The organism is Bacillus sp. FSL K6-3154 (genome assembly GCF_040869395.1).
Lineage (GTDB): Bacteria > Bacillota > Bacilli > Bacillales > Bacillaceae > Bacillus > Bacillus safensis.
This window is the reverse complement of sequence record NZ_CP152033.1, coordinates 2,429,308-2,452,356: the sequence shown is the minus strand read 5'-3', so window position 1 is coordinate 2,452,356 and position 23,049 is coordinate 2,429,308. Positions and strand designations below refer to the sequence as shown.

The 23,049-nt window shown below is 42.4% G+C and carries 23 protein-coding genes; 9 read left to right on the top strand and 14 right to left on the bottom strand.

The window, feature by feature from the left end; genetic code table 11:
• Window positions 1–7: 7 nt before the first annotated feature.
• Window positions 8–433: a hypothetical protein gene (locus MHH61_RS12575; RefSeq protein WP_125587246.1), complete on the bottom strand. Its 426-nt coding sequence runs from the start codon at window positions 431–433 to the stop codon at window positions 8–10.
• 144 nt (window positions 434–577) lie between these two features.
• Window positions 578–1,726 carry a DEAD/DEAH box helicase gene (locus MHH61_RS12570; RefSeq protein ID WP_125587245.1) on the bottom strand — a complete coding sequence of 383 codons (1,149 nt, stop codon included), beginning with the start codon at window positions 1,724–1,726 and terminating at the stop codon, window positions 578–580.
• 152 nt (window positions 1,727–1,878) lie between these two features.
• On the opposite strand from MHH61_RS12570, the gene MHH61_RS12565 reads away from it, so the two are divergent.
• Window positions 1,879–3,432 (top strand): ABC-F family ATP-binding cassette domain-containing protein, encoded by a 1,554-nt coding sequence (locus MHH61_RS12565; protein WP_025092670.1) that lies wholly within the window; start codon window positions 1,879–1,881, stop codon window positions 3,430–3,432.
• A gap of 47 nt (window positions 3,433–3,479) precedes the next feature.
• Here MHH61_RS12565 and MHH61_RS12560 read toward each other — a convergent pair whose 3' ends face one another.
• Window positions 3,480–4,670, bottom strand: coding sequence for an MFS transporter (locus tag MHH61_RS12560; RefSeq protein WP_087978288.1), 1,191 nt, complete (start codon window positions 4,668–4,670; stop codon window positions 3,480–3,482).
• A gap of 56 nt (window positions 4,671–4,726) precedes the next feature.
• Window positions 4,727–5,152: a MerR family transcriptional regulator gene (locus tag MHH61_RS12555; RefSeq protein ID WP_024424586.1), complete on the bottom strand. Its 426-nt coding sequence runs from the start codon at window positions 5,150–5,152 to the stop codon at window positions 4,727–4,729.
• Window positions 5,153–5,295: 143 nt separating this feature from the next.
• Here MHH61_RS12555 and folE2 point away from each other — a divergent pair, with 143 nt between their 5' ends.
• Window positions 5,296–6,192, top strand: coding sequence for a GTP cyclohydrolase FolE2 (gene folE2, locus MHH61_RS12550; protein ID WP_125587244.1), 897 nt, complete (start codon window positions 5,296–5,298; stop codon window positions 6,190–6,192).
• A gap of 31 nt (window positions 6,193–6,223) precedes the next feature.
• Here the strand turns inward: folE2 and MHH61_RS12545 are convergent, their stop codons facing one another.
• The gene (locus tag MHH61_RS12545; RefSeq protein ID WP_125587243.1) at window positions 6,224–8,107 is read right to left on the bottom strand and encodes an ABC-F family ATP-binding cassette domain-containing protein; all 1,884 of its coding nucleotides are present in this window, start codon (window positions 8,105–8,107) and stop codon (window positions 6,224–6,226) included.
• 132 nt (window positions 8,108–8,239) lie between these two features.
• Here MHH61_RS12545 and MHH61_RS12540 point away from each other — a divergent pair, with 132 nt between their 5' ends.
• Together MHH61_RS12540 and MHH61_RS12535 are read left to right on the top strand one after the other, a co-directional pair.
• Window positions 8,240–9,313: a glycosyltransferase family 2 protein gene (locus MHH61_RS12540; RefSeq protein WP_125587242.1), complete on the top strand. Its 1,074-nt coding sequence runs from the start codon at window positions 8,240–8,242 to the stop codon at window positions 9,311–9,313.
• A 180-nt stretch (window positions 9,314–9,493) separates the two neighbouring features.
• The gene (locus MHH61_RS12535) at window positions 9,494–10,885 is read left to right on the top strand and encodes an amino acid permease (protein ID WP_125587241.1); all 1,392 of its coding nucleotides are present in this window, start codon (window positions 9,494–9,496) and stop codon (window positions 10,883–10,885) included.
• Between the two features lie 37 nt (window positions 10,886–10,922).
• Here MHH61_RS12535 and MHH61_RS12530 read toward each other — a convergent pair whose 3' ends face one another.
• On the bottom strand, window positions 10,923–11,156 hold the full coding sequence (locus MHH61_RS12530) for a hypothetical protein (protein ID WP_034282744.1): 234 nt from the start codon (window positions 11,154–11,156) through the stop codon (window positions 10,923–10,925).
• Between the two features lie 6 nt (window positions 11,157–11,162).
• Window positions 11,163–11,420: a hypothetical protein gene (locus tag MHH61_RS12525; RefSeq protein ID WP_003213975.1), complete on the bottom strand. Its 258-nt coding sequence runs from the start codon at window positions 11,418–11,420 to the stop codon at window positions 11,163–11,165.
• A gap of 65 nt (window positions 11,421–11,485) precedes the next feature.
• Here MHH61_RS12525 and MHH61_RS12520 point away from each other — a divergent pair, with 65 nt between their 5' ends.
• Window positions 11,486–11,965: an Hsp20/alpha crystallin family protein gene (locus tag MHH61_RS12520; RefSeq protein ID WP_125587240.1), complete on the top strand. Its 480-nt coding sequence runs from the start codon at window positions 11,486–11,488 to the stop codon at window positions 11,963–11,965.
• Here MHH61_RS12520 and MHH61_RS12515 read toward each other — a convergent pair.
• Window positions 11,946–12,173, bottom strand: coding sequence for a hypothetical protein (locus MHH61_RS12515; protein ID WP_125587239.1), 228 nt, complete (start codon window positions 12,171–12,173; stop codon window positions 11,946–11,948). The genes MHH61_RS12520 and MHH61_RS12515 overlap by 20 nt on opposite strands.
• A 92-nt stretch (window positions 12,174–12,265) precedes the next feature.
• Here MHH61_RS12515 and MHH61_RS12510 point away from each other — a divergent pair, with 92 nt between their 5' ends.
• The gene (locus tag MHH61_RS12510) at window positions 12,266–12,613 is read left to right on the top strand and encodes a hypothetical protein (RefSeq protein ID WP_025092664.1); all 348 of its coding nucleotides are present in this window, start codon (window positions 12,266–12,268) and stop codon (window positions 12,611–12,613) included.
• Window positions 12,614–12,618: 5 nt separating this feature from the next.
• Here MHH61_RS12510 and MHH61_RS12505 read toward each other — a convergent pair whose 3' ends face one another.
• The gene (locus MHH61_RS12505; RefSeq protein WP_211484857.1) at window positions 12,619–14,028 is read right to left on the bottom strand and encodes a DASS family sodium-coupled anion symporter; all 1,410 of its coding nucleotides are present in this window, start codon (window positions 14,026–14,028) and stop codon (window positions 12,619–12,621) included.
• A gap of 261 nt (window positions 14,029–14,289) precedes the next feature.
• Between MHH61_RS12505 and MHH61_RS12500 the strand changes: the two genes are divergently transcribed.
• On the top strand, window positions 14,290–16,329 hold the full coding sequence (locus tag MHH61_RS12500) for a penicillin-binding transpeptidase domain-containing protein (protein WP_125587237.1): 2,040 nt from the start codon (window positions 14,290–14,292) through the stop codon (window positions 16,327–16,329).
• Window positions 16,330–16,476: 147 nt separating this feature from the next.
• A complete protein-coding gene (locus MHH61_RS12495; RefSeq protein WP_024426656.1) occupies window positions 16,477–17,715 on the top strand; it encodes an MFS transporter in 1,239 nt (412 codons plus the stop codon).
• A 31-nt stretch (window positions 17,716–17,746) separates the two neighbouring features.
• Here the strand turns inward: MHH61_RS12495 and MHH61_RS12490 are convergent, their stop codons facing one another.
• The 5 genes from MHH61_RS12490 to rfbF are packed head-to-tail and all read right to left on the bottom strand — an operon-like array spanning window position 17,747 to window position 22,528.
• On the bottom strand, window positions 17,747–18,676 hold the full coding sequence (locus MHH61_RS12490) for a putative nucleotide-diphospho-sugar transferase (protein ID WP_125587236.1): 930 nt from the start codon (window positions 18,674–18,676) through the stop codon (window positions 17,747–17,749).
• A complete protein-coding gene (locus tag MHH61_RS12485) occupies window positions 18,677–19,867 on the bottom strand; it encodes a glycosyltransferase family 2 protein (RefSeq protein WP_056767615.1) in 1,191 nt (396 codons plus the stop codon).
• A complete protein-coding gene (locus tag MHH61_RS12480) occupies window positions 19,864–20,775 on the bottom strand; it encodes a putative nucleotide-diphospho-sugar transferase (protein WP_024426658.1) in 912 nt (303 codons plus the stop codon). The genes MHH61_RS12485 and MHH61_RS12480 overlap by 4 nt, the downstream gene beginning before the upstream one ends.
• 12 nt (window positions 20,776–20,787) lie before the next feature.
• The gene (locus MHH61_RS12475) at window positions 20,788–21,759 is read right to left on the bottom strand and encodes a GDP-mannose 4,6-dehydratase (RefSeq protein WP_025092661.1); all 972 of its coding nucleotides are present in this window, start codon (window positions 21,757–21,759) and stop codon (window positions 20,788–20,790) included.
• 4 nt (window positions 21,760–21,763) lie between these two features.
• Window positions 21,764–22,528 carry a glucose-1-phosphate cytidylyltransferase gene (gene rfbF / locus MHH61_RS12470; protein ID WP_024424573.1) on the bottom strand — a complete coding sequence of 255 codons (765 nt, stop codon included), beginning with the start codon at window positions 22,526–22,528 and terminating at the stop codon, window positions 21,764–21,766.
• Window positions 22,529–22,884: 356 nt separating this feature from the next.
• Here rfbF and MHH61_RS12465 point away from each other — a divergent pair, with 356 nt between their 5' ends.
• Window positions 22,885–23,034 (top strand): DUF1540 domain-containing protein, encoded by a 150-nt coding sequence (locus MHH61_RS12465; RefSeq protein WP_073204211.1) that lies wholly within the window; start codon window positions 22,885–22,887, stop codon window positions 23,032–23,034.
• Window positions 23,035–23,049: the final 15 nt, after the last annotated feature.

Below are 23,049 nucleotides of genomic sequence, written 5' to 3'. Positions count from 1 at the left end.
GTTCCTCTTATTGTTTAATTTTACCAGTTCCTTTAAGACCTAATCCTGGTGCTGTATACGTATGTTTCGTTATATTAACTTTATAAGAACCTTTTGAGATTTTACCTAGCTTTTTAGTATTAGCAGCTGGTGTCTGAAAACTGGCATTATAAGCTTTTCCAAAAAACAGTTTATCTTCTTTCAATTGAATACTGTATTTGTGTTTACTATTATTATATCCTTTCTTAGATTCGTTCCAAATTCTCGCATTTGAGAAAATAGAAGTAGATTTATTTGCTAAGCTATAAGCAGTCTTTCCCTCAACAGCTGATCTTACAAATTTAATTTGAAAAGTTTTCGTTGCTGCTTCTCCTACTTGAGATAATCCAAAAACCGTAATTAAAGCAACTAGAATACCCATAAATAATTTCTTACTTTTTAACATTTTACCCATTTTGTACCTCCTAGATTTTATATATAAATAGTAATATACAAAATTGGAAAAATCAACATTATAACCCATTTTTCTTCCTTAATTTAACCTTAAAATTATAAAAAAACGATTACGAAGAGAATTTCTTGTAATCGTTTTGATCCATCAATTTTTATATTGTTTTTCTGCAAGGTGCAGCTGGCCTTGCTTATACACAATTTCTTCAAGCGAAAGATTCAGCTTTTTCGCCATTTTTTTCAGCATTGATTGCTCTTGAGGTGTGACAAGACTGATGACTGCGCCTTCTTTTCCTGCGCGTCCGGTTCTGCCTGAACGGTGGATGTAGCCCTCTTCATTTGGCATATCTGCATGAATCACATATGGCAGATCATCAATATCGATTCCTCTTGCTGCAATATCTGTTGCAAGGAGGAGCGGGAATTCACGCTGTTCAAATGACTTCAAGATCACAGCACGTTCAGCTTTTTTTGCTTCACTATGAAGGACACCAAGGTCGACATGATGGTACGCTAATTTCTCTGCATAAATGCTTAAGTTCGTAATGTCGCGCACAAAAACGAGCGCCTGCATGTCTTCAAGCCGTGATAGCTTTTGCAGCAGTTTCACTTTGTCACGCTGATCACATAACAGATAATAGTGACCCACTTTCTGCGCTTCTTCCTCGCTTCTAGCAATTTTCAATACTTCTGGTTCAGATGTCATTTCTTTGATCAGCTGAACGGTTTCTTCTTTCAATGTTGCAGAAAAACAAAGGATTTGTCTTTCTTTTAATGTGGACTTAATGATCCCTTGGATCGTTTGCATATGCTCTGGCACAAGAAGCTGATCTGCTTCGTCTAATACAATCGTTTTGACTTCATGCATTTTCAGTTTCTTGATTTTGATTAATTCTTGTACTCGGCCCGGTGTCGCCACAACGATGTTCGGATGTTTCTTTAGTTTTTCTTGCTGCTTCTTGATGTTCGCTCCACCAATCAAGGAGACCGCTTTGATGTCTGATCCTTGTTTGAACTCTTGCACGACATCAAAGATTTGCATCACAAGCTCTCTTGAAGGTGCCAAGATTAAGACTTGGGGATGCTTGATATTGACATCAATTTTATTTAAAAGCGGCAGTACATACGCAAGTGTCTTCCCCGTCCCAGTTGGCGATTCTGCGATCACATCACGCTTCTCCGTAATCCACTCTGCTGTTTTTTCTTGTATAGTTGTTGGTTTTTCGAAGCCAGCCGCTTGAAAATTTTCCTGAATAAATGGCTTTGCTTCTTTCAAAAATGCCCAATTTTCCGTCATGTCGATCTCCTTTATCCTCATTCAATCTATCCTTTAGTATCTCAAAATCAGCTTTGAAACGCAATTTTTCTTTTGATGCTTTTATCGAGCCGGACAGTTCGATATAATCATGAGAGGCACTAGCCGTTTTGAATCTATTTGAGGTGTAAAAAATGATATTATCTGTTAAAGATTTAAGTCATGGCTTTGGCGACAGAGCCATTTTCCACGAAGTTTCCTTCCGTTTATTAAAAGGCGAGCATGTCGGCTTAATCGGCGCCAACGGTGAAGGAAAGTCAACGTTTATGAATATTATTACTGGCAAGCTGGAGCCAGATGCAGGAAAAGTCGAATGGGCGAAAAATGTCCGTGTCGGCTACCTTGATCAGCATACCGTGCTAGAAAAAGGAAGAACGATCCGTGAAGTCCTTCAGGATGCATTCCATTATTTATTTTCAATGGAAGCTGCGATGAATGACATTTATGGCAAAATGGGTGAAGCCGATCCTGATGAGCTGGAAAAGCTGTTAGAGGAAGTTGGCGTCATTCAGGACGCATTGACAAACAATGATTTTTATATCATTGATTCTAAGGTCGAGGAGATTGCAAGAGGTCTTGGGTTAACGGATCTTGGGCTGGACCGTGATGTGACGGAGCTCAGCGGCGGTCAGCGTACGAAGGTCCTGCTAGCAAAATTGCTGTTAGAGAAGCCAGAAATTCTCCTTCTCGATGAGCCGACCAACTATTTGGATGAGCAGCATATTGAATGGCTGAAGCGTTATTTACAGGAATATGAAAATGCGTTTATCCTCATTTCACATGATATTCCGTTTTTAAACAGTGTCATCAACTTGATTTATCATGTTGAAAATCAAGAGCTCACGCGCTATGTTGGCGATTATGATCAATTTAAACAAGTGTACGAAGTTAAGAAGCAGCAGCTTGAAGCAGCCTATAAAAGACAGCAGCAGGAAGTGGCTGAACTAAAGGATTTTGTCGCAAGAAACAAAGCACGTGTCAGCACAAGAAATATGGCGATGTCCCGTCAAAAGAAACTGGATAAGATGGACATGATTGAACTAGCAGCAGAAAAGCCAAAACCAGAATTCCACTTTAAACAGGCACGTACGTCTGGGAAACTGATATTTGAAACGAAAGATTTGGTCATCGGTTATGATGAACCGCTCTCTCGCCCATTGAATTTGAAAATGGAACGTGGGCAAAAAATTGCGCTGTACGGTGCTAACGGTATCGGAAAAACGACGCTGCTCCGAAGTCTTCTTGGGGAAATCACACCTATTTCTGGTGAGGTGGAACGTGGAGAATTCTTGCATATTGGCTACTTTGAGCAAGAAGTAAAAGAGCAAAACAGCAATACTTGTATTGAAGAAGTATGGAGCACCTTCCCTTCTTACACGCAATACGAAGTCAGAGCCGCTCTTGCAAAATGCGGATTAACGACAAAACATATTGAAAGCCGTGTGTCTGTATTAAGCGGAGGAGAAAAAGCAAAGGTCCGTCTTTGCAAGCTGATCAACGAAGAAACCAACTTACTTGTTCTCGATGAGCCGACAAACCATTTAGATGTCGATGCAAAAGAAGAACTAAAACGCGCGTTAAAAGAATATAAAGGCAGCGTCTTATTGATTTCTCACGAACCTGAATTTTATCAAGATGTGGCAACCGAAACTTGGAATTGCGAATCTTGGACGACAAAAGTATTATAACGACAAAAAAGCCTTATATCTTCAAAAGATATAAGGCCTTTTTCTAATTAATGACCTGCTTGGATATTCACCAAATGCTTACGTCCAAGGAGCAGAATAATCATGCCTAGAAGAACAACAGCAGCCCCGACATAATAAGGTGTACTTGCTGTATAGGATTCAGCGAGAACTCCGGCAATCCAAGGAGCAATCGCGCCCCCAATAAACCGAACAGCACTGTAAGAGGATGAAGCAATTGAACGTTCAACCGGTGCTGACCCCATCACAGCTGTTGTGAGCACTGTATTGATCATACCGAGAATTCCCCCAGCAATGACAATTCCGCATATCACGACCACAACATGAGACGTCCATACCCCAATGCCGAATAAGATCACAGCAAACGAAGCAAACAGAACCACAAGCGAGGTCAATGTTCCAAGTTTGCGATGAATGACCGGCGCTGAGAAGACGGAGGTCACAGCTAAAAATAGACCCCAACCAAAAAAGACATAACCAAGTCCATGCTCATCAAGATGGAGCACAAATGGTGAATACGCTAAAAGCACAAAGAAACCGAAATTGTATAAGAAAGCGGCAGATGCCATCGTTAAAAGTCCTTTATATTTTAACGCCCCGACAGCCTCGAAAAATTTCACTTTTTTCTGCGGCTTTTGCATAGGTGGAAGCATAAAGGTAATCGCTAAAAGAGCAATGAGCATTAACACAGCAACGCCAAAGAAAGGCCCGCGCCAAGAAATTGTTCCAAGCTCACCGCCAAGCAGCGGTCCAACCGATATCCCAAGACCTAATGCTGCCTCGTATAAAATAATGGCCTTTGCACTTCCTCCAACAGATACACCGACAATGACAGAGAGTGCAGTTGAAATAAATAAAGCATTCCCAATGCCCCATCCGCCTCTAAAGCCAATCAATTCATTAATCGTTGAAGAAGTACCTCCTAAAGCAGAAAAAACAATAATAAAAATGAGTCCTACTAATAATGTCCATTTCGCACCAATCCGGCTAGAAATAAAGCCGGTGAAAAACATCACAAAGCCGGTCACAAGTAAGTAGCTTGTAAATAAAAGAGACACCTGACTTGGAGATGCATGTAATTGCGATGCAATGGCTGGCAGAATCGGGTCCACGAGTCCTATTCCCATAAACGAAATCACACACGCAAAGGCAACAGCCCAAACGGCTTTTGGCTGCCTAAGCAGACTTGTACGCTGTTTCAACACTTCTTCTTCCTTCATTCCATCAGAACCTTTCCTTCAAATGTTGACAAAATAAAATAAACACGCAGAGGTGTTTATTTTTGTAATTGCTCAATTGCATGAGCCGCTCTTTCTTTCATCGCTTCAAGATCCTTTTTAAAGGATTGAATGGTTTCAAGCTTTTTTGAAATCAATTGATGCTGCACAGTCAGCTGCGCCTCAATATCTAACAGCTTCTCTAATCGTTCCTTCGGATCAAGCGACAGCAAGTAGCCTTCTTTATTCAGCTCTAGCTGCTTTCCGATTTCCATAAACGATTGAAGCTCCTGTAAAGAAAAGCCGAGTACCTCTTTTGCCTGCATCACTTTCTCTAGCTCTTCCATGTCGTCCTCTGAGTAAAGTCTGACTCCGCCCTCTGTCCGCTTTGGTGCTGATAATAAACCAATCTCTTCATAGAAACGAATCGTCCGTTTTGTTAGTCCGCTTCTTTTCGCCACTTGATCAATTTTCATCCATTCCATCACCAGTGCCTCCTGCTCATCAATTCATGTTTTATTATACACCTTTATAACCTTAACGTAAACGTCAAAGTTTTAACCCTTGATTTCCTCCCTGTTTTATCGCAAAATAAATAGTAATTATTACGATTTAAAGGAGGTACTATATGCGCTCATTTCTATCTAAAGAAGAACGGCACCAGCTATTCGGATCTGTACCGCCAAGTCTTGGCACAAAGCCTTGGCAAAAAGAGAACATGACGGACATTCAAAAAACAGAGCAGGACTTTTATTTTCATCTTGAACAAGTCGGGATCTGCCGCATGTCCTATCCGGTGCATATCGTATCTAAAACAGCACCACAGCGCCAGACAACTACTGCTGAATTTTCACTGAGTACTTCCCTGCCAGCTCATCAAAAAGGCATTCATATGAGCCGTCTCACTGAACAGCTGCACTCGTTTTATGAGAGCAGCAAGCCGCTTGATGTGAATGCCCTAAAAGAATTGACGGCAGCGCTCGCCCGGAGAATGAATCAGCCCTCTGCTTCCGTTCAAGTTGCCTTTCCATGGTACATGGAAAAACAGAGCCCAGTCACCGGTCAGTCAGGCTTGATGCATGCGACTATCAAATATGACGTCCATTTTCATGAAAAGGACGGATGGACCTGTCACGTCGGCTGTGATGCACAGGTCACGACATTATGTCCCTGTTCCAAGGAAATCAGTGAATATGGTGCACATAATCAGCGCGGATCTGTTTCCATTCTAGTAGGATTGTTTGAACAAGCATCGCATCCTGACGACATCAAGGCCGCTCTTTTACATATCATTGAGTCCAATGCGAGCGCACCGCTTTATCCCGTGCTCAAAAGACCTGATGAAAAGAAAGTGACGGAAGAGGCTTATGAAAATCCGCGCTTTGTAGAAGATATCACAAGATTAATTGCCATCGAATTATATGAGCAGCCATGGATTAAATCCTTTCAAGTCGAGTGCCGTAATGAGGAATCCATCCACCAGCATGATGCGTATGCCAAATGCTCCTATGAAAAAAACCTGTAGATCGCTCTACAGGTTTTTTATTTCCACTTCTTTATTCATTTAATTCCTCAATCATAAGCGACAGTTCTGTCCAGCGGTCCATTGCTTGTTCTAGTTCTTCCGCAACGGCTTTTTGTTCGTCCATCAGCTCTTGAATTTTCCCAAAATCACTGCCTGCCTCCGCAATGCCGGCTTCGAGCTGCTGATGTTTTTCTTCTAATGCCTGTATCCGGTCTTCAATCCCGTCCCATTCAAGCTGGTCTTTATAAGAAAGTTTTTTTCTCTTTTTCGGCGCAGCTTCTACTTGTTTTTCAGCAGGCTTTGCCTCTGTCCGCTTCTGCTCTTTTTCCTGTTCCATATAATCGCTGTAAGCACCTTGGAAGTGTGAAATGCGGCCATTTCCTTCAAAGACAAGCAGACGGTGAACCACTCGGTCTAAGAAATAACGATCATGGGACACGGTGATGACGACGCCAGGGAACTGTTCTAAATAATCCTCTAAAATACTGAGGGTTTCTGTATCAAGGTCGTTCGTCGGCTCATCTAAAAAGAGAACATTCGGTTCTTCCATTAAGACCTTCAATAAATACAATCTGCGGCGTTCTCCCCCTGACAGCTTACGAATAAACGTCCGCTGCATCGATCTTGGGAAAAGGAAGCGCTCCAGCATCTGCTCTGCTGTGACAATGGCGCCATCAGACGTCTTGACGATCTCAGCTGTTTCCTTGATATACTCAATGATGGTCAGCTCATCATTCATTTCCTTGTGATCCTGCGTGTAGTAACCAATACGAACAGTTTGTCCAATGGTCAATTGTCCTGAGGTCGGTTCGATTTTACCCGCTAAACAGTTCAGCAGAGTGGTTTTGCCGACTCCATTCGGTCCGATGAATCCGATACGATCACCCGGCACGACTAAATCTGTAAACCGCTCCACAAGGGTCTGGCCAGCAAATGAAATCGATAAGTCTTCTGCCTCGATCACTTGTTTTCCTAGGCGGTGCGAGCCGATGGCAAAATCAAGCTCTCCCTTCGCATCAGGCCCTTTTTGGTCCTTCAGCTCTTCGACTCTGCCGATACGTGCTTTCTGCTTTGTCGTTCTTGCTTTTGCTCCTCGTCTCAGCCATGCAAGCTCTCGTCTAAGCAAGTTTTGACGCTTCGTTTCTTTCACCTGAGCCTCTGCTTCCCGCTCCGCTCTTTTTTCTAAAAAGACTTCATAATTTCCTTTATACGTATAAAGCTGTCCTTGATTTAACTCATAAATCCGATTGGCTACCCGGTTTAAGAAATAACGATCGTGCGTCACGAGAATGACAGCACCGCTATATTGGCTTAAATATCCTTCAAGCCATTCAATGGTGGCATTATCAAGGTGGTTGGTTGGCTCATCTAAAATCAGCAAACCTGCAGGCTGAATTAAATTTTTAGCAATGGCGACACGTTTCTTCTGTCCGCCTGATAATGCATGTACAGAGCGGCTCACATCTTTCACGCCAAGCTTTGTCAAAATCGTTTTGGCTGAAAGGTTCGCATCCCAAGCGTCTTCCTGATCCATTCGGTTTTGCATGCGCATCAGCGCCTCTTGTTTTGCCTCATTTTGCGGGTCATGCTCTAAATCAGCGAGTGCCTGTTCATACGCCTTCATCGTTTGAATCATTGGTGCCGTTCCAGAAAAAATGTAGTCAAGAATCGTTTCATTTCCGCTCATTTCAGGATCTTGCTCAAGAAATTCGATATCAAGTGTCCCTGCTTTCGTGATGTCACCTTCCTCAAACGATTCAAGCCCCGCGATTACTTTTAGAAGCGTTGACTTCCCTGTACCATTTGGTCCAATCAATCCGATGCGCTCCTTCGGTTCTATATGAAACGAAATATGATCAAACAGCGTTTTCTCGCCATAGGTTTTATATAATCCTTCAACATTCAATAAACTCATTTTATCAGCCCTTACATAGATTCTTCCTTTATTTTAAATCAGCCAGTAGCAGAAAACTAGTTTTAAAAAACCCGCTGCTGAAAAGAATGTTTCCTTTTGATGCTCGATACACTATGAAGAGGTGATCTAAAGATGATAACCATTAGCTTATGTATGATTGTGAAAAATGAAGAGGAAGTGCTGGCAGACTGTCTTTCTTCTGTTCAAGACATTGTCGATGAGATGATTATCGTTGATACGGGATCAACAGATCAAACGAAGGAGATCGCTCATTCTTTTTCAGCAAAGGTACTGGATTTTGAATGGGTGCAGCATTTTGCAAAAGCACGTAACTTTGCTTTCTCACATGCAGCGAAAGAGTATATTTTATGGCTCGATGCTGACGATGTTCTGCTTGAAGAAGACCGCCAAAAACTGCTTCATCTCAAGCAGACACTTGATCCCTCGGTGGATGCCGTTTCGATGTTTTATCATGTGGGATTCGATGAAAGCGGTCAAGTCAATTTTAAATATAGAAGAAATCGCCTTGTGAAGCGCTCCTTAAACTTTCAGTGGTATGGGGCCGTTCATGAGTTTCTTCAAGTGTATGGAAACATCCTTCCAGCAGATATCGCCGTCACACATCAAAAACGCAAGAAAACAACTCTTGGTGAGCCTGGGCGCAACTTGCGAATTTATGAAGACATGCTGGCAAAAGGAGAGGACATGACGCCCCGTGATCTCTTTTATTTTGCCAATGAATTAAGAGACAACGGGCAACATGTCAGGGCGATTCGTTTTTATCATGAATTTTTAAACACAAAACAGTGCTGGATTGAGGATGAAATTCGCACATGCCAATATTTAGCGGACTGCTATTATGCGGCAGGCTTTGAGGAAGCGGCCTTATCCTCATTATTACGATCCTTCTTATATGATCAGCCCCGGCCAGAATTTTGCTGCCGGATCGGGGATCATCTAAAAATACAAAATAAACATCAGGCGGCCATCTTTTGGTATGAGCAGGCGCTGAAGGCTCCTGAAAACGAAACAGCCTTCACACTTACACAATATAAAACGTGGTATCCTCACCTTCAGCTTTGCTACTGTTATTATCAGCTCGGCGACCTGGAGCAAGCCAAAATACATCACCATGCCTCCTCCGCCCATCATCCAACTCATCCAAGTGTCCTGTACAATGAAAAAATATTTGCTGAACAGACATAGGTCGTCTGTTACCACATCCGCCTTCCATCTCCCGGCGGATGTCTCTTTTTATACACTTATTCGGTTGTGACGTTTAACACTTTAGTGATTTAAAGCGTTTTTCAACCAATTGACTAAATTGTCATTTCCGCATATACTAACATTCGTCTTACGAAAAGATTTATCCATTAGGAGGTCAACATGAGTTCTTTATTTCGAAAAAAATCTCTCGACCAGCTCATGCTTGAAAGTCAAACAAAGCGGCTCAGCCGTTCGTTGAATACGTTTGATTTAATCTTGCTTGGCATTGGCTGTGTGGTCGGGACTGGAATCTTTGTCATTACGGGGGTTGCTGCGGCAAATGATGCAGGACCTGCGATTATTATATCTTTTATTTTGGCTGCGATCGCATGCGCCCTTGCTGCTTTTTGCTACGCTGAATTCTCCTCATCCATTCCTGTGTCAGGAAGCGTTTATACGTATTCCTACGCAACACTTGGGGAATTTCTCGCCTTCTTAATGGGCTGGGATCTCATGCTTGAATATGTTATTGCGCTCTCTGCTGTAGCAAGTGGATGGTCGTCCTATTTTCAATCACTGCTCAGCGGATTTGGCCTGCACATACCGAAGGCTTTATCAGCTGCACCTGGAGCCGCTGACGGGGCCGTCTTTAACCTTCCAGGCGCACTCATTATTTTGCTCATCACCTTTATCGTCTCAAGAGGCGTCAAAGAAAGCACAAAGCTGAATAACATTATTGTGCTGATCAAAATTGCCATCGTCCTGCTCTTTATCATTGCAGGCTTTGCTTACGTCAAACCTGAAAACTGGACACCGTTTATGCCAATGGGCTTCCATGGCGTGATTGCTGGAGCGGCAACTGTCTTTTTTGCTTACCTTGGATTTGATGCAATCGCTAATGCATCTGAAGAAGTCAAAAACCCGCAAAAGGCGATGCCAATTGGAATCATCGGTGCGCTCGGTGTTTGTACGATTTTATATATCGGGGTTTCATTCGTCTTAACAGGCATGGTTCACTATACGAAGCTGAATGTCAGTGATCCTGTCGCTTTTGCTCTTCAAGTGGTTGGCCTGAATAGTGTCGCTGGCATTATATCCGCAGGTGCTATTATCGGGATTACGACAGTGTTAATTGCACTTGTCTACGCTCAGGTTCGTTTAACCTTTGCCATGAGCCGAGATGGACTCATGCCGAAAATCTTTTCAAACGTTCATCCGAAATCGAAGACACCGGTTGCCAACACTTGGCTGACAGGCGCTGTTGCGTCATGTATCGTTGGATTCGTCAACTTATCAACACTTGCTAATTTAGTCAGCATCGGTACACTTGCGGCCTTTACGGTGATCTCTATCGCTGTGATCGTACTCCGAAAAAAACATCCGAATATGAAGACAGCGTTTAAAGTACCCTTTGTCCCTGTCCTTCCTATCATTAGTGCGGTCATTTGTATGATCTTGGCTTTCACACTGAAATGGGAAACATGGAGAGCCTTCCTCATCTGGATCGTCATCGGTGTTGTTGTCTATTTCACCTATGCAAGACGAAAAAGCCATCTCAACGAAACACATTAGAAAAGAGACTCGGGGGTTCCCGGTCTCTTTTTTTTGTTTAAATCACGCTGTTTTTGACTGAATTTGAGTCCACCATATCTGGATCTAACACGCTTGAAATCGGAATGACAAGCGGTGAACAATCTCCATTGTCCTCACCAAAACCTTGGTTCATTTTCATTGAGAGAAAATAATCAATCTGCTGATAAGGTCCTAGCGTCAGTGATGCACCCCGATCCATTGCATTGATTTTAAAAGCACCGACATTGACGACTGAGGGTGAGAATAACATCACACGTCACTTCCTTTGAATGGGTTTAGCTGCTGGTGAAAAAGAGGCAGGTGAGTCCACTTGATCTCGATCATCTACATGGCTTTTTGTACCGACAAAACCGCTGGCATCTCCAAAATTCTGTCCGTAACCCTGATTTTTTTTATCTGAGTTTTGCCACTCTGCTAACAAATTTTGTCCGACATTCACCGCCGACGCATTTTCAAAGGAATTAATTTTTAACATGAAAATATTAATATTGATATACGGAGTTGGTTGAACCACAGATAAACCTCCTTTTTATAGGTATATGCAAGCACCCATCAAGTATGTTAACGGGAGGTCTTCACATGGACTTCGAAAAAATGAAGCAGTGGATGGATATTGCCCAGCAAATGCATGGAGATGATTTTTGGAAAATGATCTTCGATGATGAGCAAAGATCCCCCTTTATGGCAAACGGTCCATCTCCATTTACATTCACACAGCAGGATCAGCGGGGATCAGATGCGTCATTTCCTCCAATCGACATGGTGGAAACCCATGCAGAAATTCAATACTTAGTTTACTTGCCTGGCTACCGAAAGGAAGATGTTCAGGTGTTATCATATGGTGAATATTTGGTTGTGAAAGGACAGCGTTTTTCCTTTTTTAACGAGCAGGACTTTCGCCAAAAGCAAGGGAAGTATGGTCCGTTTGAAAAGAAAATCCGCCTTCCAGAGATGATTCTCGGTCAAATGAATGCTGCCTTTAAAGACGGTGTACTTTACATCCGCCTGCAAAAGGATGAAGGAAAAGCGACGGCTATCATCATAGATGACGAATATTGATACTCACTGCGTCTATTTGATCACGATCATCAATTGTTTCAATTGGCAGGATCGTGATCACGCCATCAGCATTCTGTTCCCCAAAGCCATTGTTTCGTTTGATCGAACTGCAATGATTGCGAACAAACGTCGAGCCAAACGTCATAGATGATCCTGTGCCAATCGAATTCGTTTTCATATGAGCAATGTGAATCTGAGTAGGCAGCATGTGCGTCTCCCCTTTCTTGTCATCTCTATAAGTATATACGGGGCAGCTTTTCCATAGACTAGAGTAAGGCGGAAGAAAAGGTTGTGGTCTACTTGAAACATTTCATTCAATCACTCTTTAAAAAAACTGAATCCAATCCATCCCCATCTGTCATTGAGCTAGAAAAAAGACTCGCCGCTCTTGAGCAAAAAATGTCTGCACCAGCTGCTCCTGTCTCAGAGGATACACACATCCATATTGAATCCCTGCGCGTGGACAAAATTGATTACCATTTAGAATTTGGGGAGCTTTCTATTGACCAGCTTCAAGGCAGGCTCAATATTGGGGCAACCTATTACACGCCAAAGGACACATGCATCAAAAAATCCACACAAACACCGAAGCCAAAAGAAACAAAAACACCGGTTGTCTCGATTCGATCAAAGCCTTCCTCTTCTTAATGCGCTCAGCTTTTCAGCACTACCGGCAGCCAGAAATAGACCGCAAGAACAATCACCACAATACTGATGATATTTAACCAAAAACCCGCCCTGACCATATCAGATATTTTCAGCACGTCCGCACTAAAGACAGCAGCGTTTGGGGGTGTGGAAATCGGCAGCATAAACGCACAGGAGGAAGCCAAAGCAGCCGCGGCCATTAACCCATACGGCTCGATTCCAATCGCAAGCCCAAGCCCTACCGTTATCGGAATAATCATATTGGCAACAGCCGTATTAGACATAATTTCAGTCATAAACAGAATCGCTCCCGTTAAAATAATCAACAGCATGATATACGAAAGCCCGTTTAAATGCTGTAAATTTTCTCCGATCCATCCTGTTAGATTGGTTTCTGCAAAGCCCGTAGCGAGCGAAAGCCCTCCTCCAAACAAAAGCAAAAGCCCCCACGGCAGTTCTTTCATATCCTGCCATTCTAATATTCTCTCTCCATTTGTTGCTGGAATGAGAAATAACAGCATGGCACCGAAAATGGCGATAGACGTATCAGATACGGTCATCCCTCCAAACAAAAAGAGCTTAAAAATCCATAAGAACGCCGTCATGAGAAAAACAACAAATACCCATTTTTCCTCTCTTTTCATTTTTCCTAAATCCTCTAATCCCTTTTGAATGAACGCTGCACTCATTTCACCTTTGTGTTCTACCTTGAACTGTATCCTCGTCAAATACAAAAATAAGAGAATAAGCAGAATTATCGCAACTGGAAAACCAAACAAAAACCATTCGAAAAACATAATCTCTCGATCTAGCAGTTTTTTTGACATCGCAGCAAACACCGCATTTGGCACAGACCCGACAAGTGTTGCCAAACCTCCAATTGACGCTGAATAGGCTACCGACAATAAGATGCTTTTACTGAATCGATCAAGAGATGGACCAGATAAGATTTCATTTGTCTTGACCTCTTTAATCACTGCAAGTGCCACTGGCAGCATCATGAGTGCTGTCGCTGCATTCGAAATCCACATAGATAAAAAAGCAGTCGCGATCATGACACCTAAGACAATGCGGTCACTTCTTGTGCCAATCACCCTTAAAATGTGTAAGGCCATTCTTCTATGTAATTTCCATTTTTCAATGGCAATTGCGATCATAAACCCTCCCATGTACATAAAGACGATCGGATCTCCATAAGCCCTTGATGCCTGTTCCATAGAAAGCCCGCCAAGTGTCGGCAGCAGGATGATGGGCAATAAAGATGTAGCAGGAATGGGCAGTGCTTCAGTCACCCACCATGTAGCTGTCCAAGCTGTAATGCCCAAAACTACCCTCGCAGCATAGGTCAATTCATCTTCAGGTATGAGAAAAAAAACGAGCAAAAAGAGTGTCGGTCCAAGAACAAGTCCAATCAAATTAACCTTTTTATAAACGATAACAATTCCCCCCTTTTGAAAGCGCTTGTCATATTTTTTCTAACATTCGATGATCTTTTAAGAAATCCTTTAAATCATAAGAAAAAATGAAGATATCTTTCATGATGAATAGCAGTTATTTTACTCCCATTACCCAACCATGACATGATCCCTTGGTCTATTTTCATAGGAGAAACTATACAAATCACGACCAATCACTGTAAAATATAGAGGATCTAATCAAAAATTGAGGTGTTTTCATTGTATACGGATCAAAAAAAATCATTTTGGAAACAGAAAAAGGTCATTATCCCTCTTCTTAGCATCATCGTCGTTGCTGCTGCTTTCTTTTTCTTAAAAGATACTCTTTTCTCAAAAGAAAAAGAGGCTTTAAAAGCCGCTCAAAGCTTTACGAAACATATGGAGAAGAAAGACTTTACGAAGCTGGCAGATGAGGTGACAAGTGCATCTTTGAAAGCCAATGACTTTTCAAAAAAACAACTAGCCGAAAAATACGACAATATTTTCAACGGCATTGGTGCTTATGATCTGAACATTTCAAAGCTCAACGTTGAAAAACAGGACAAAGGAGATGGGTATCAATTCTCCTATGATGTAACGATGAAAACGTCTCTTGGCAAGCTGCATAAGCTGTCTTACAAGGGCATTCTCACCGAAGAAGATGACAAGTGGAAAGTGGACTGGAAACCAAATCTCATCTTCCCGCAAATGGAAAAAGGAGATACCATCAAGGTCAAATCTGACCCTGCTGTCCGCGGAAACATTGTCGACCGAAAAGGACGTACCCTGGCAGAAACAACTGGTGGAAACGCCCTTGGCATCATCCCAGGAAAGCTCGGAACAGGAGAAGAAAAAGAACACAATATCAAAAAGATCAGCAAAGCTTTTGATATAGAGGAAGAACTAATCAACAATCAGCTGAAACAAGCATGGGTCACAGACGACACGTTTGTCCCGCTCAAATCGATGTTAAAACAAAAGCCAATTCCAAAGGACGTAAATGGCGTTACCTATCAAACGAAGGAAATGCGCTACTATCCATATAACAAAGCCGCCGCTCATCTCACCGGATATGTAGGAAAAGCAAATGCGGATGATATCAAAAGAAATCCAGCATTAAAGGCGGATCAAATCATCGGCAAAACCGGCCTTGAATTCACATTTGACAAAAACTTACGCGGACAAGATGGCGGAAGCATTCTCATCGTCCATGATGAAACAGGCATTGAAGAAACATTGCAAAAATCAGCTCGAAAAGATGGAAAAACAGTGAAGCTGACGATTGATGCTTCTTTACAGAAAAAAGCCTATGATCAGCTGAAAGGTGAAAAAGGGGCCGTCACCATCATGAATCCATCAACAGGTGATCTATTAGCACTTGTCAGCGCCCCTTCCTACGATGTCAATCTCATGACAAACGGGATCACACCTAAGCAATATCAGGCATACAGTGAAAATCCAGACCTTCCATTCCAAGCTCGATATGCGAGCCGGTTTGCACCAGGGTCCACATTCAAAACCATTACAGCCGCCATTGGGCTGGAAACAGGTGTCACAAAGCCTGACAAAGTGCGCACCATTCACGGACTGAAATGGCAAAAGGATCAATCTTGGGGAAATTATCGCATCACACGTGTTCACGATAAAGAAAAAGTAAGTATGGTCGATGCCCTTGTGTACTCAGACAATATTTATTTTGGACAGGAAGCACTCGAAATCGGCAAAGACACCTACGAGAAAAAAGTGAAAGCATTTGGATTTGGCGAAGACTTACACATGCCATTTACAATGAAGCCTGCACAAGTATCGAACGATGGTATTCAATCGGATATCTTACTGGCTGACTCGGCGTATGGCCAAGGTGAATTACTCATGTCACCAATTGAACAAGTACATGCCTATTCTCCATTTGCTACAGGAGGCAAGCTTGTCTACCCTCGAGTGATTCAAGATGAAAAAACAGCATCACCAAAACAAATCATCAAAGAAGGCTCGGCAAACACAGTAAAAGATGCATTGACTAAGGTCGTGACCAGTCCAAACGGAACAGCCCACTCCTTACAAATCGAAGGAGCGGATATTGCCGCTAAAACGGGAACGGCAGAATTAAAGAGCAAACAAGGTGCAACAGACGGCACTGAAAATGGATTTTTACTTGCGTTTAATCCTAAAAAAGAAGATTACGTCCTCGTCGGCATGATCGAAGGGGTGAAAAACCGCGGCGGCAGTGGACTCGTCGTTCAAAAAATGAAACCTGTCATTGCTTCTTTTTACAAATAACTCTTTAGAGACACAAGCTCAATCAAATGCTTGTGTCTCTTTTTTTCTAAATCATGACAATTTGCTATTGTTTTATAGTTCACCTTATGAATAAAATGAGAAGAATGCAAAAATCAGAAAACAGATAAATGAAGGGAGGAAGTCTCATTGGCCATTGCTGCTCGTACAAAGGATAAACCTCAACATTCTGTTACCGGCTCAACGGTTTATCCCATCTTATTGATTATTGGTATTTGTCATATGCTGAACGACACATTACAAGCCGTTATTCCTGCGATGTTCCCTATTTTGGAACGCTCAATGGGGCTGACCTTTACACAATTAGGGCTGATTGCTTTTACATTAAATATGGTCTCCTCCGTGATGCAGCCAGCTATTGGGTGGTACACAGATAAACGGCCGATGCCTTATGCACTTCCGATTGCTTTATTTTCAAGTGCTGTCGGTATATTCGGACTCGCGTTTGCTCCGTCGTTTGCCACCATTCTGCTTTGCGTTGTCTTTATCGGACTCGGCTCTGCGATCTTCCATCCAGAGGGCTCCCGTGTTGCCAACATGGCAGCTGGTCCAAGACGAGGACTTGCCCAGTCCATCTATCAAGTAGGCGGGAATACAGGTCAAGCCTTTGCTCCGCTTATCGCTGCATTAATGCTCGTCCCGCTCGGTCAGACAGGCGTGGCTTGGTTTACGATTGTTGGAATGTTGGCGGTTGGTTTCCTTCTTTATATTTCAAGATGGTACGCAGGAAGGCTTCAAACCATTCGGGCCGAAGCGAAAAAAGCTCCTGCAAAAGCTGTCAGATCTGATATTCATCGTAAATCAGCACTCATTGCACTTGGCATTATCGTCTTTCTCATCTTTGCCCGCTCTTGGTATGGAAATGCCATTTCGAATTTCTATGCGTTTTATGCGATTGAACAATACGGTTTGACGATTAAAGAATCACAGACTTATATCTTCTTATTTCTTATTCTAGGTGCAATTGGGACATTTTTAGGCGGGCCGCTTGCAGACCGCTTTGGCAAGAAAAACGTGATTTTAGTTTCCTTATTGGCATCCTTCCCGCTTGCCCTGCTGCTGCCATTTGCCGGACCGGTTTTTGCTTATGTTTTACTCGGACTGATTGGGCTCATTTTGACATCAAGCTTCTCTGTCACCGTGGTTTATGCCCAAGAACTATTTCCCGGGAAAATTGGCACAATGTCTGGTTTAACTGTTGGGCTTGCGTTTGGTATGGGTGCAATCGGATCGGTTGCCCTCGGCTCATTCATTGATGCCTTCGGCTTAACGCCTACCATGATCGGTGTTGCCTTTTTACCGATATTAGGCATCCTAGCCTTCTTACTTCCCAGCGACCAAACCATCTCCAAATGGAATGAATCATAAAAAGAAAACCGCTCAATAAATGAGCGGTTTTTCATCTCTCATAAAAATGCGTATCAGGAACATGCTTCTTCGCAATAAATCCTTGCTTAAATTCTGGAAATACCTTTTGCACCTGTTTAATCTTTTGATGAACCAAGTCGGCATACGGAATATACAAATGATCCACAAGCTTCTGTTCTTTCATATAGTAATACCAATTAAGGTTAAAGGTATTCTCGTCAATGATCGTGAAGGCAGAAAAATGATAGAACAAGAGTGGACATTCGTCGAGATACATATCTCCTTTTACAACTGAAAGCTTGTAGTTTTCAATGTTCCAAATCGCCGCATTGGCTCCTTTAGATGCAACGATATGAACCCCTTCAAAATCATCAACCCATCTTTCCACATACCGCTGATCTCCGTACGTCTTTTTTTCTGTATCCATTTCTACTGTACAATGGGCAAGACAGTTTTCTTTCCATTGCGTGACTGCCTGTTTGGCAACATCTGTGTTACGGCAGCCTACAAACCCAGTATTAAAGCGGCCAGACAACTCATAAAAATGATAGAACCGCTTGGAATTCATATGATCCGTCAAAAATAAATGAGCGCTTGGATTCTCTGCAAAAATCGCCTCTGGATCATGATAAAAATACAAATCCGTATCCAGATGGGCAAGATAATCTGCATCTGAGGAATCAAGAATTTTGAGCAGAAAAGCAGGCTTTAATGTCCAGCAATACTCATGAAACGTTCGATCTTCTTTTGCCTTTCGCAGCGTATCATCTTCAATGTCCTCAAGCTGTTCATATTGAACATGCGGATGAGGGAACTCCTTTAATACCTTATAAGCCAAAGGGTCTGCACATAAAACGGACAGCTTGAAGGCATGCGCGTTTTGTTCAAGCGAATGAATCAGCGCCAAAAGCTTAAAAACATGGGTATTCGACACAATGGTTGTAAAGTGATAAGACGCCATTTACAACACATCCACTTGGAACAAATCAACGCGCAACAGCTCTTTCGTCAGCCCTTGAATGGCTTCTACAAGCACCATGCAGCCATACTCCTCACGTGCAAGCTGCGCCGCTTCTGCCAGCTTTTTCAAAGGAACATGCTTGGCTGTCAGCATATCTTTTTTATCCCGCTTGATGCCTACATTCCGCTCTGTGATCAAATGAAGCAGCTCTAAAAAATAGGATAATAGGTCATCAAATGCTGGATTCTCGCGCAGCTGGCGAACTTCTTTCACAATATCATTTGTCACAGTGTGAGAAAACGGACCTGAGAAAGCCAAATGGACATCAATAGCATCAATATGATTGTACTTCTCACACATATACAAAATGTTGTATTTGATGTCATCAAATGACGTTAAATTACTTGGATGCTCTTGATGCACACTCATGATATCCTCTCGCAATTCAAAGGAGAGACCAAGCTGATTCAATCGAATCCCTAAATCATAATCCTCAAATCCGTACCGAACGATATTTTCATCAAACATCCCTAGTGCCATGACATGCTTACGTTTAACAGAGGAGTTATTTGTAATAAAAAATCGCCATGGCAGCTCATAAGAACCTAAATCATAGTGGTACGTTTCCAAAATGTCTTTCAGAATATCAATAAACTCAGACTGCAAATCGAAGCTTTTCTCTAAAAACGCACCATTTTCGACTTCTTCCAATGATAAAAGAGGTGTTTTGTCCTCCATTTTCCGTTTATACAGTCCTTGCTTTTTCAACCGCTTCATATGATCCTTATCAAACGCTTTGTAAAAATAGCGATAAATCCGCTTCCAGCACACACCGCAAATGACAAGATCCTCCCTGTCAGCATGAGCCTCTGCATGCTTTTGAATAAATCTCGGTTCTGCCAGCATATCACTGTCATGAAAAATGAGCAGATCTCCCTCCGCCTCGCGAATGGCATGATTACGCCCCTTTGCAATCCCTTGATTGACAGGAATACGCACCTTTTTAAATGGGAAGTTCACCTCAATATTCTCGAGCATTTCCATCGTGCCATCCGTTGAGCCATTATCGGCAACAATGACCTCAAATGGAATATCTGTTTCCTGAAGCGTTAATGAAAAAAGGCTTCCTTCTAAACGCTCTTTGGCATTATAGCTTGGAATAATGACGCTTACCTTTGGCTTTTCGTTCATGCGTCATCCTCCTCCCGTTTGGCATAGCCGTTAAACAGCGGATCGACCTGCTCCACAGATTCAATCACATGGCGAAGCACTTGCCGATAGGCTTCTTGGAAAAACGGCAGGTCATTTCGTCCTTTTTCATGAATTTGCTGCATCTCATCCTTGCTCACAATCCGAAAGCCGCTGTAATGATAGCAAATGAGCGGGTGCCCATCCTCCAGAAGAATACGTCCATTCTCCTCCCGATAAGAATGCTGCCCATAGTTCCAATGACCAATATTCACGCCTTTTGTCTCAATATCTTCTACTTTGTCAAACAGCCTCGGCATATGATCTAGATATCCTTGATCGCCAAACTTGCCTTCTCCCGGTGCATTTTTACATTCTTTTAAGCATTCTTCTTTCCACCAGCTAAGGCATTTTCGTCCGGCTTCATCTCCTTTAAAATGCAGAAAGCCTGAGTTATAGCGTCCTAAAAGCTTCTGAAGCATCTTCACTTCCTCTGCATCAAAGCTTGGAATGACAATATCCCCTCTCGAAATTAAAACAGAAGCATTCGGCTGATGTTGAAAAATCACCTGAGGACTCTCATAAAAGAACAAATCCGCATCAAGATAGGTCACGCTCTCTGCCTGCTCCTGTTCAAATAACCACTCAATCCAAATCGGCTTTAAGGTCCAGCAATATTCCGATGCATCCCGTTCCTCTTTTTTCTCCAGCAGCTCTGGTGTTTCGAGCTCCCGTACATGAACAAGATCCACATGCGGAAAATTCATTTGATGAAGCAAATCAAATGCAGCATCATCCATGCATAACGTCTTGATGACAGCATCATCTTCTACTTGCTTCAACGATAAGAAAAACGCAATGGCTTGATAAAGTCTTCCACTTGAAAGAACCGTACAATATATGCTGTTCATCTTTTTACACCTCTATTTTTGAAAGAATTCGCGGTACCATTCAATCGTCTTCTCTAAGCCTTCATCAATGGAGTAATCAGGCTTCCAATCAAGCAGCTTTCTCGCTTTCTCTGCTGACAAATATTGATGCTTAATTTCATGTGTTCCTTGGTTGAGAATACGAGGCTTCAGTTCACTTCCCATTGCCTTTAAAATCTTATCCACAAGCTCAAGCACTGTCAGCTGAATTTCGTTACTAAAGTTAAAGGCTTCTCCCGCCAGCCCTTTTTCCTCCATCTTCTCAGCTAGCAGTAAATAAGCCTTCACTGCATCTTCAATGTAGAAATAATCACGAATAAATGTCCCGTCACTTCTAATTTCCGGCGCCTTTCCTTCTAACACAAGCTGAATGGTTTGCGGAATGATTCTGTTGAAATTCAAATCTCCGCCTCCATATAAATTACCGCAGCGTGTAATACAAACTGGAAGACCATATGTGTTGTAGTACGTATGAGAAATGAGATCTGCACAGCTCTTCGAAACATCATACGGATGTTTCCCGTTTAACGGCATGTCTTCATCGTATGGCAGCTGCTCTTGATCACCGTAGGCTTTGTCACTTGATGCCACGATCACTCGTTTGATCAGCGGCTGTCTTCTGCATGCCTCCAGTACATTCCATGTCCCTAAAATATTCGCTTCAAATGTAGAAACAGGATGTCTATTTGCGACCCCAACAATGGCTTGGGCAGCCAAATGGAAGACGGTGTCAATTTCATATTCTCCTAACGCACGTTCAATCGTCTGCATATCCTCTAATGCGCCTTGCACCACATTCATTTTTTCAAATTGACTGCCTTGATATAAATTCGATCGAGGCACCTGATCACGCACAAGTCCAGTCACGTTTGCCCCTTGATCAATCAATTCCTTAACGAGATAGCTCCCTAACAGCCCTGTACATCCAGTTACAAATACGTTCTTTCCATTCCAAAATCCGCTCATGCTGTCACCAAACCTTCCATGGTTGTTTTCCATCTGTCCACATGTCGTTAATTTCCTTCAGGTTTTTATACGTATCAATTGCTGTCCAAAATCCGTGATGCTCATAAACGGCAAGCTCTCCATCATCCGCCAGGTTTTGAAGAGGCTCCGCTTCAAACACGCATTGATCATCATCTGTCAAATAATCAAATACCTTTGGAGACAACACAAAAAATCCTCCATTGATCATCCCGATACTGTCTGTCTTCTCAGAGAAGGATTGTGCCATCCCGTTATACACCTTCAGTGTCCCGTACTGGGACTTCTTTTCAATGCCTGTGACAGTCGCAGCTGCTCCAAGATCCTGATGACGTTTCAGCAAATGAAACATATTGATATTGGCCAGTCCATCACCATACGTCATCATAAAGGTCTCATCACCAATGTAATCCTGTGCCTGCTTTAAACGTCCGCCTGTCATCGTATCTTCACCTGTATCTAAAAAGGTGATTTTCCAGTTCTCCTTTTTCCCTAAAAGCTTCATTTCTCCTGTCGCCATATCGAGCTGCATGCTGTGATGCTGCCAGTCGTAGTTCAGAAAGTACTCTTTGATCTTCTCTCCTTTATATCCAAGCAATAGGATAAATTCGTCTACACCGTAATACTGATAGATTTTCATAATATGCCATAGAATAGGCCGATCTCCGATCATAGCAAGTGGTTTAGGAAGCGCTTGTGTGACCTCACTCATTCTCGTTCCCTTTCCTCCGCAGAGAATGACTGCTTTCATCTTCTCCCCTCATCTCTCTATGAAGATTTTTTGATTAAAAACCCTATCTTTATGCGGAAAATCAGTACATGTACCCCCATACTTTGTCCGACATCAGGTTTTGAATCTACTCTATTCATATGTCGAAATGAGAGAGTGTGCCACCTAGCATTTAACTATTTTTACAAATAAAAAAAGAGCGAGATTCATATTCTCGCTCTTCCAAAGTTTAAATTGTATATTTTCAGGGTAGATGGTATGATAAACATGTGCATAACCAGCACAAACAGCCTCTTTCTACAAAGAGACTACTAGATTGAATGAATTCAAGTGGCAGCTTGTTTCATTCTCAATATGAATTACGGAGGTGAATTCCCTTGGCACAAAACGTTCTTTGTGAAGTGAACTCTTGCCGTTTTTGGGCTGAAAACAGCTGTACCGCTTCTACCATTAAAATCGGTAAAAACACGATGACTGAAGTGACTCGCAATGCTGAAACTGATTGCGAAACATTTGAAACAAAATAATATTTTTCTCTGAGA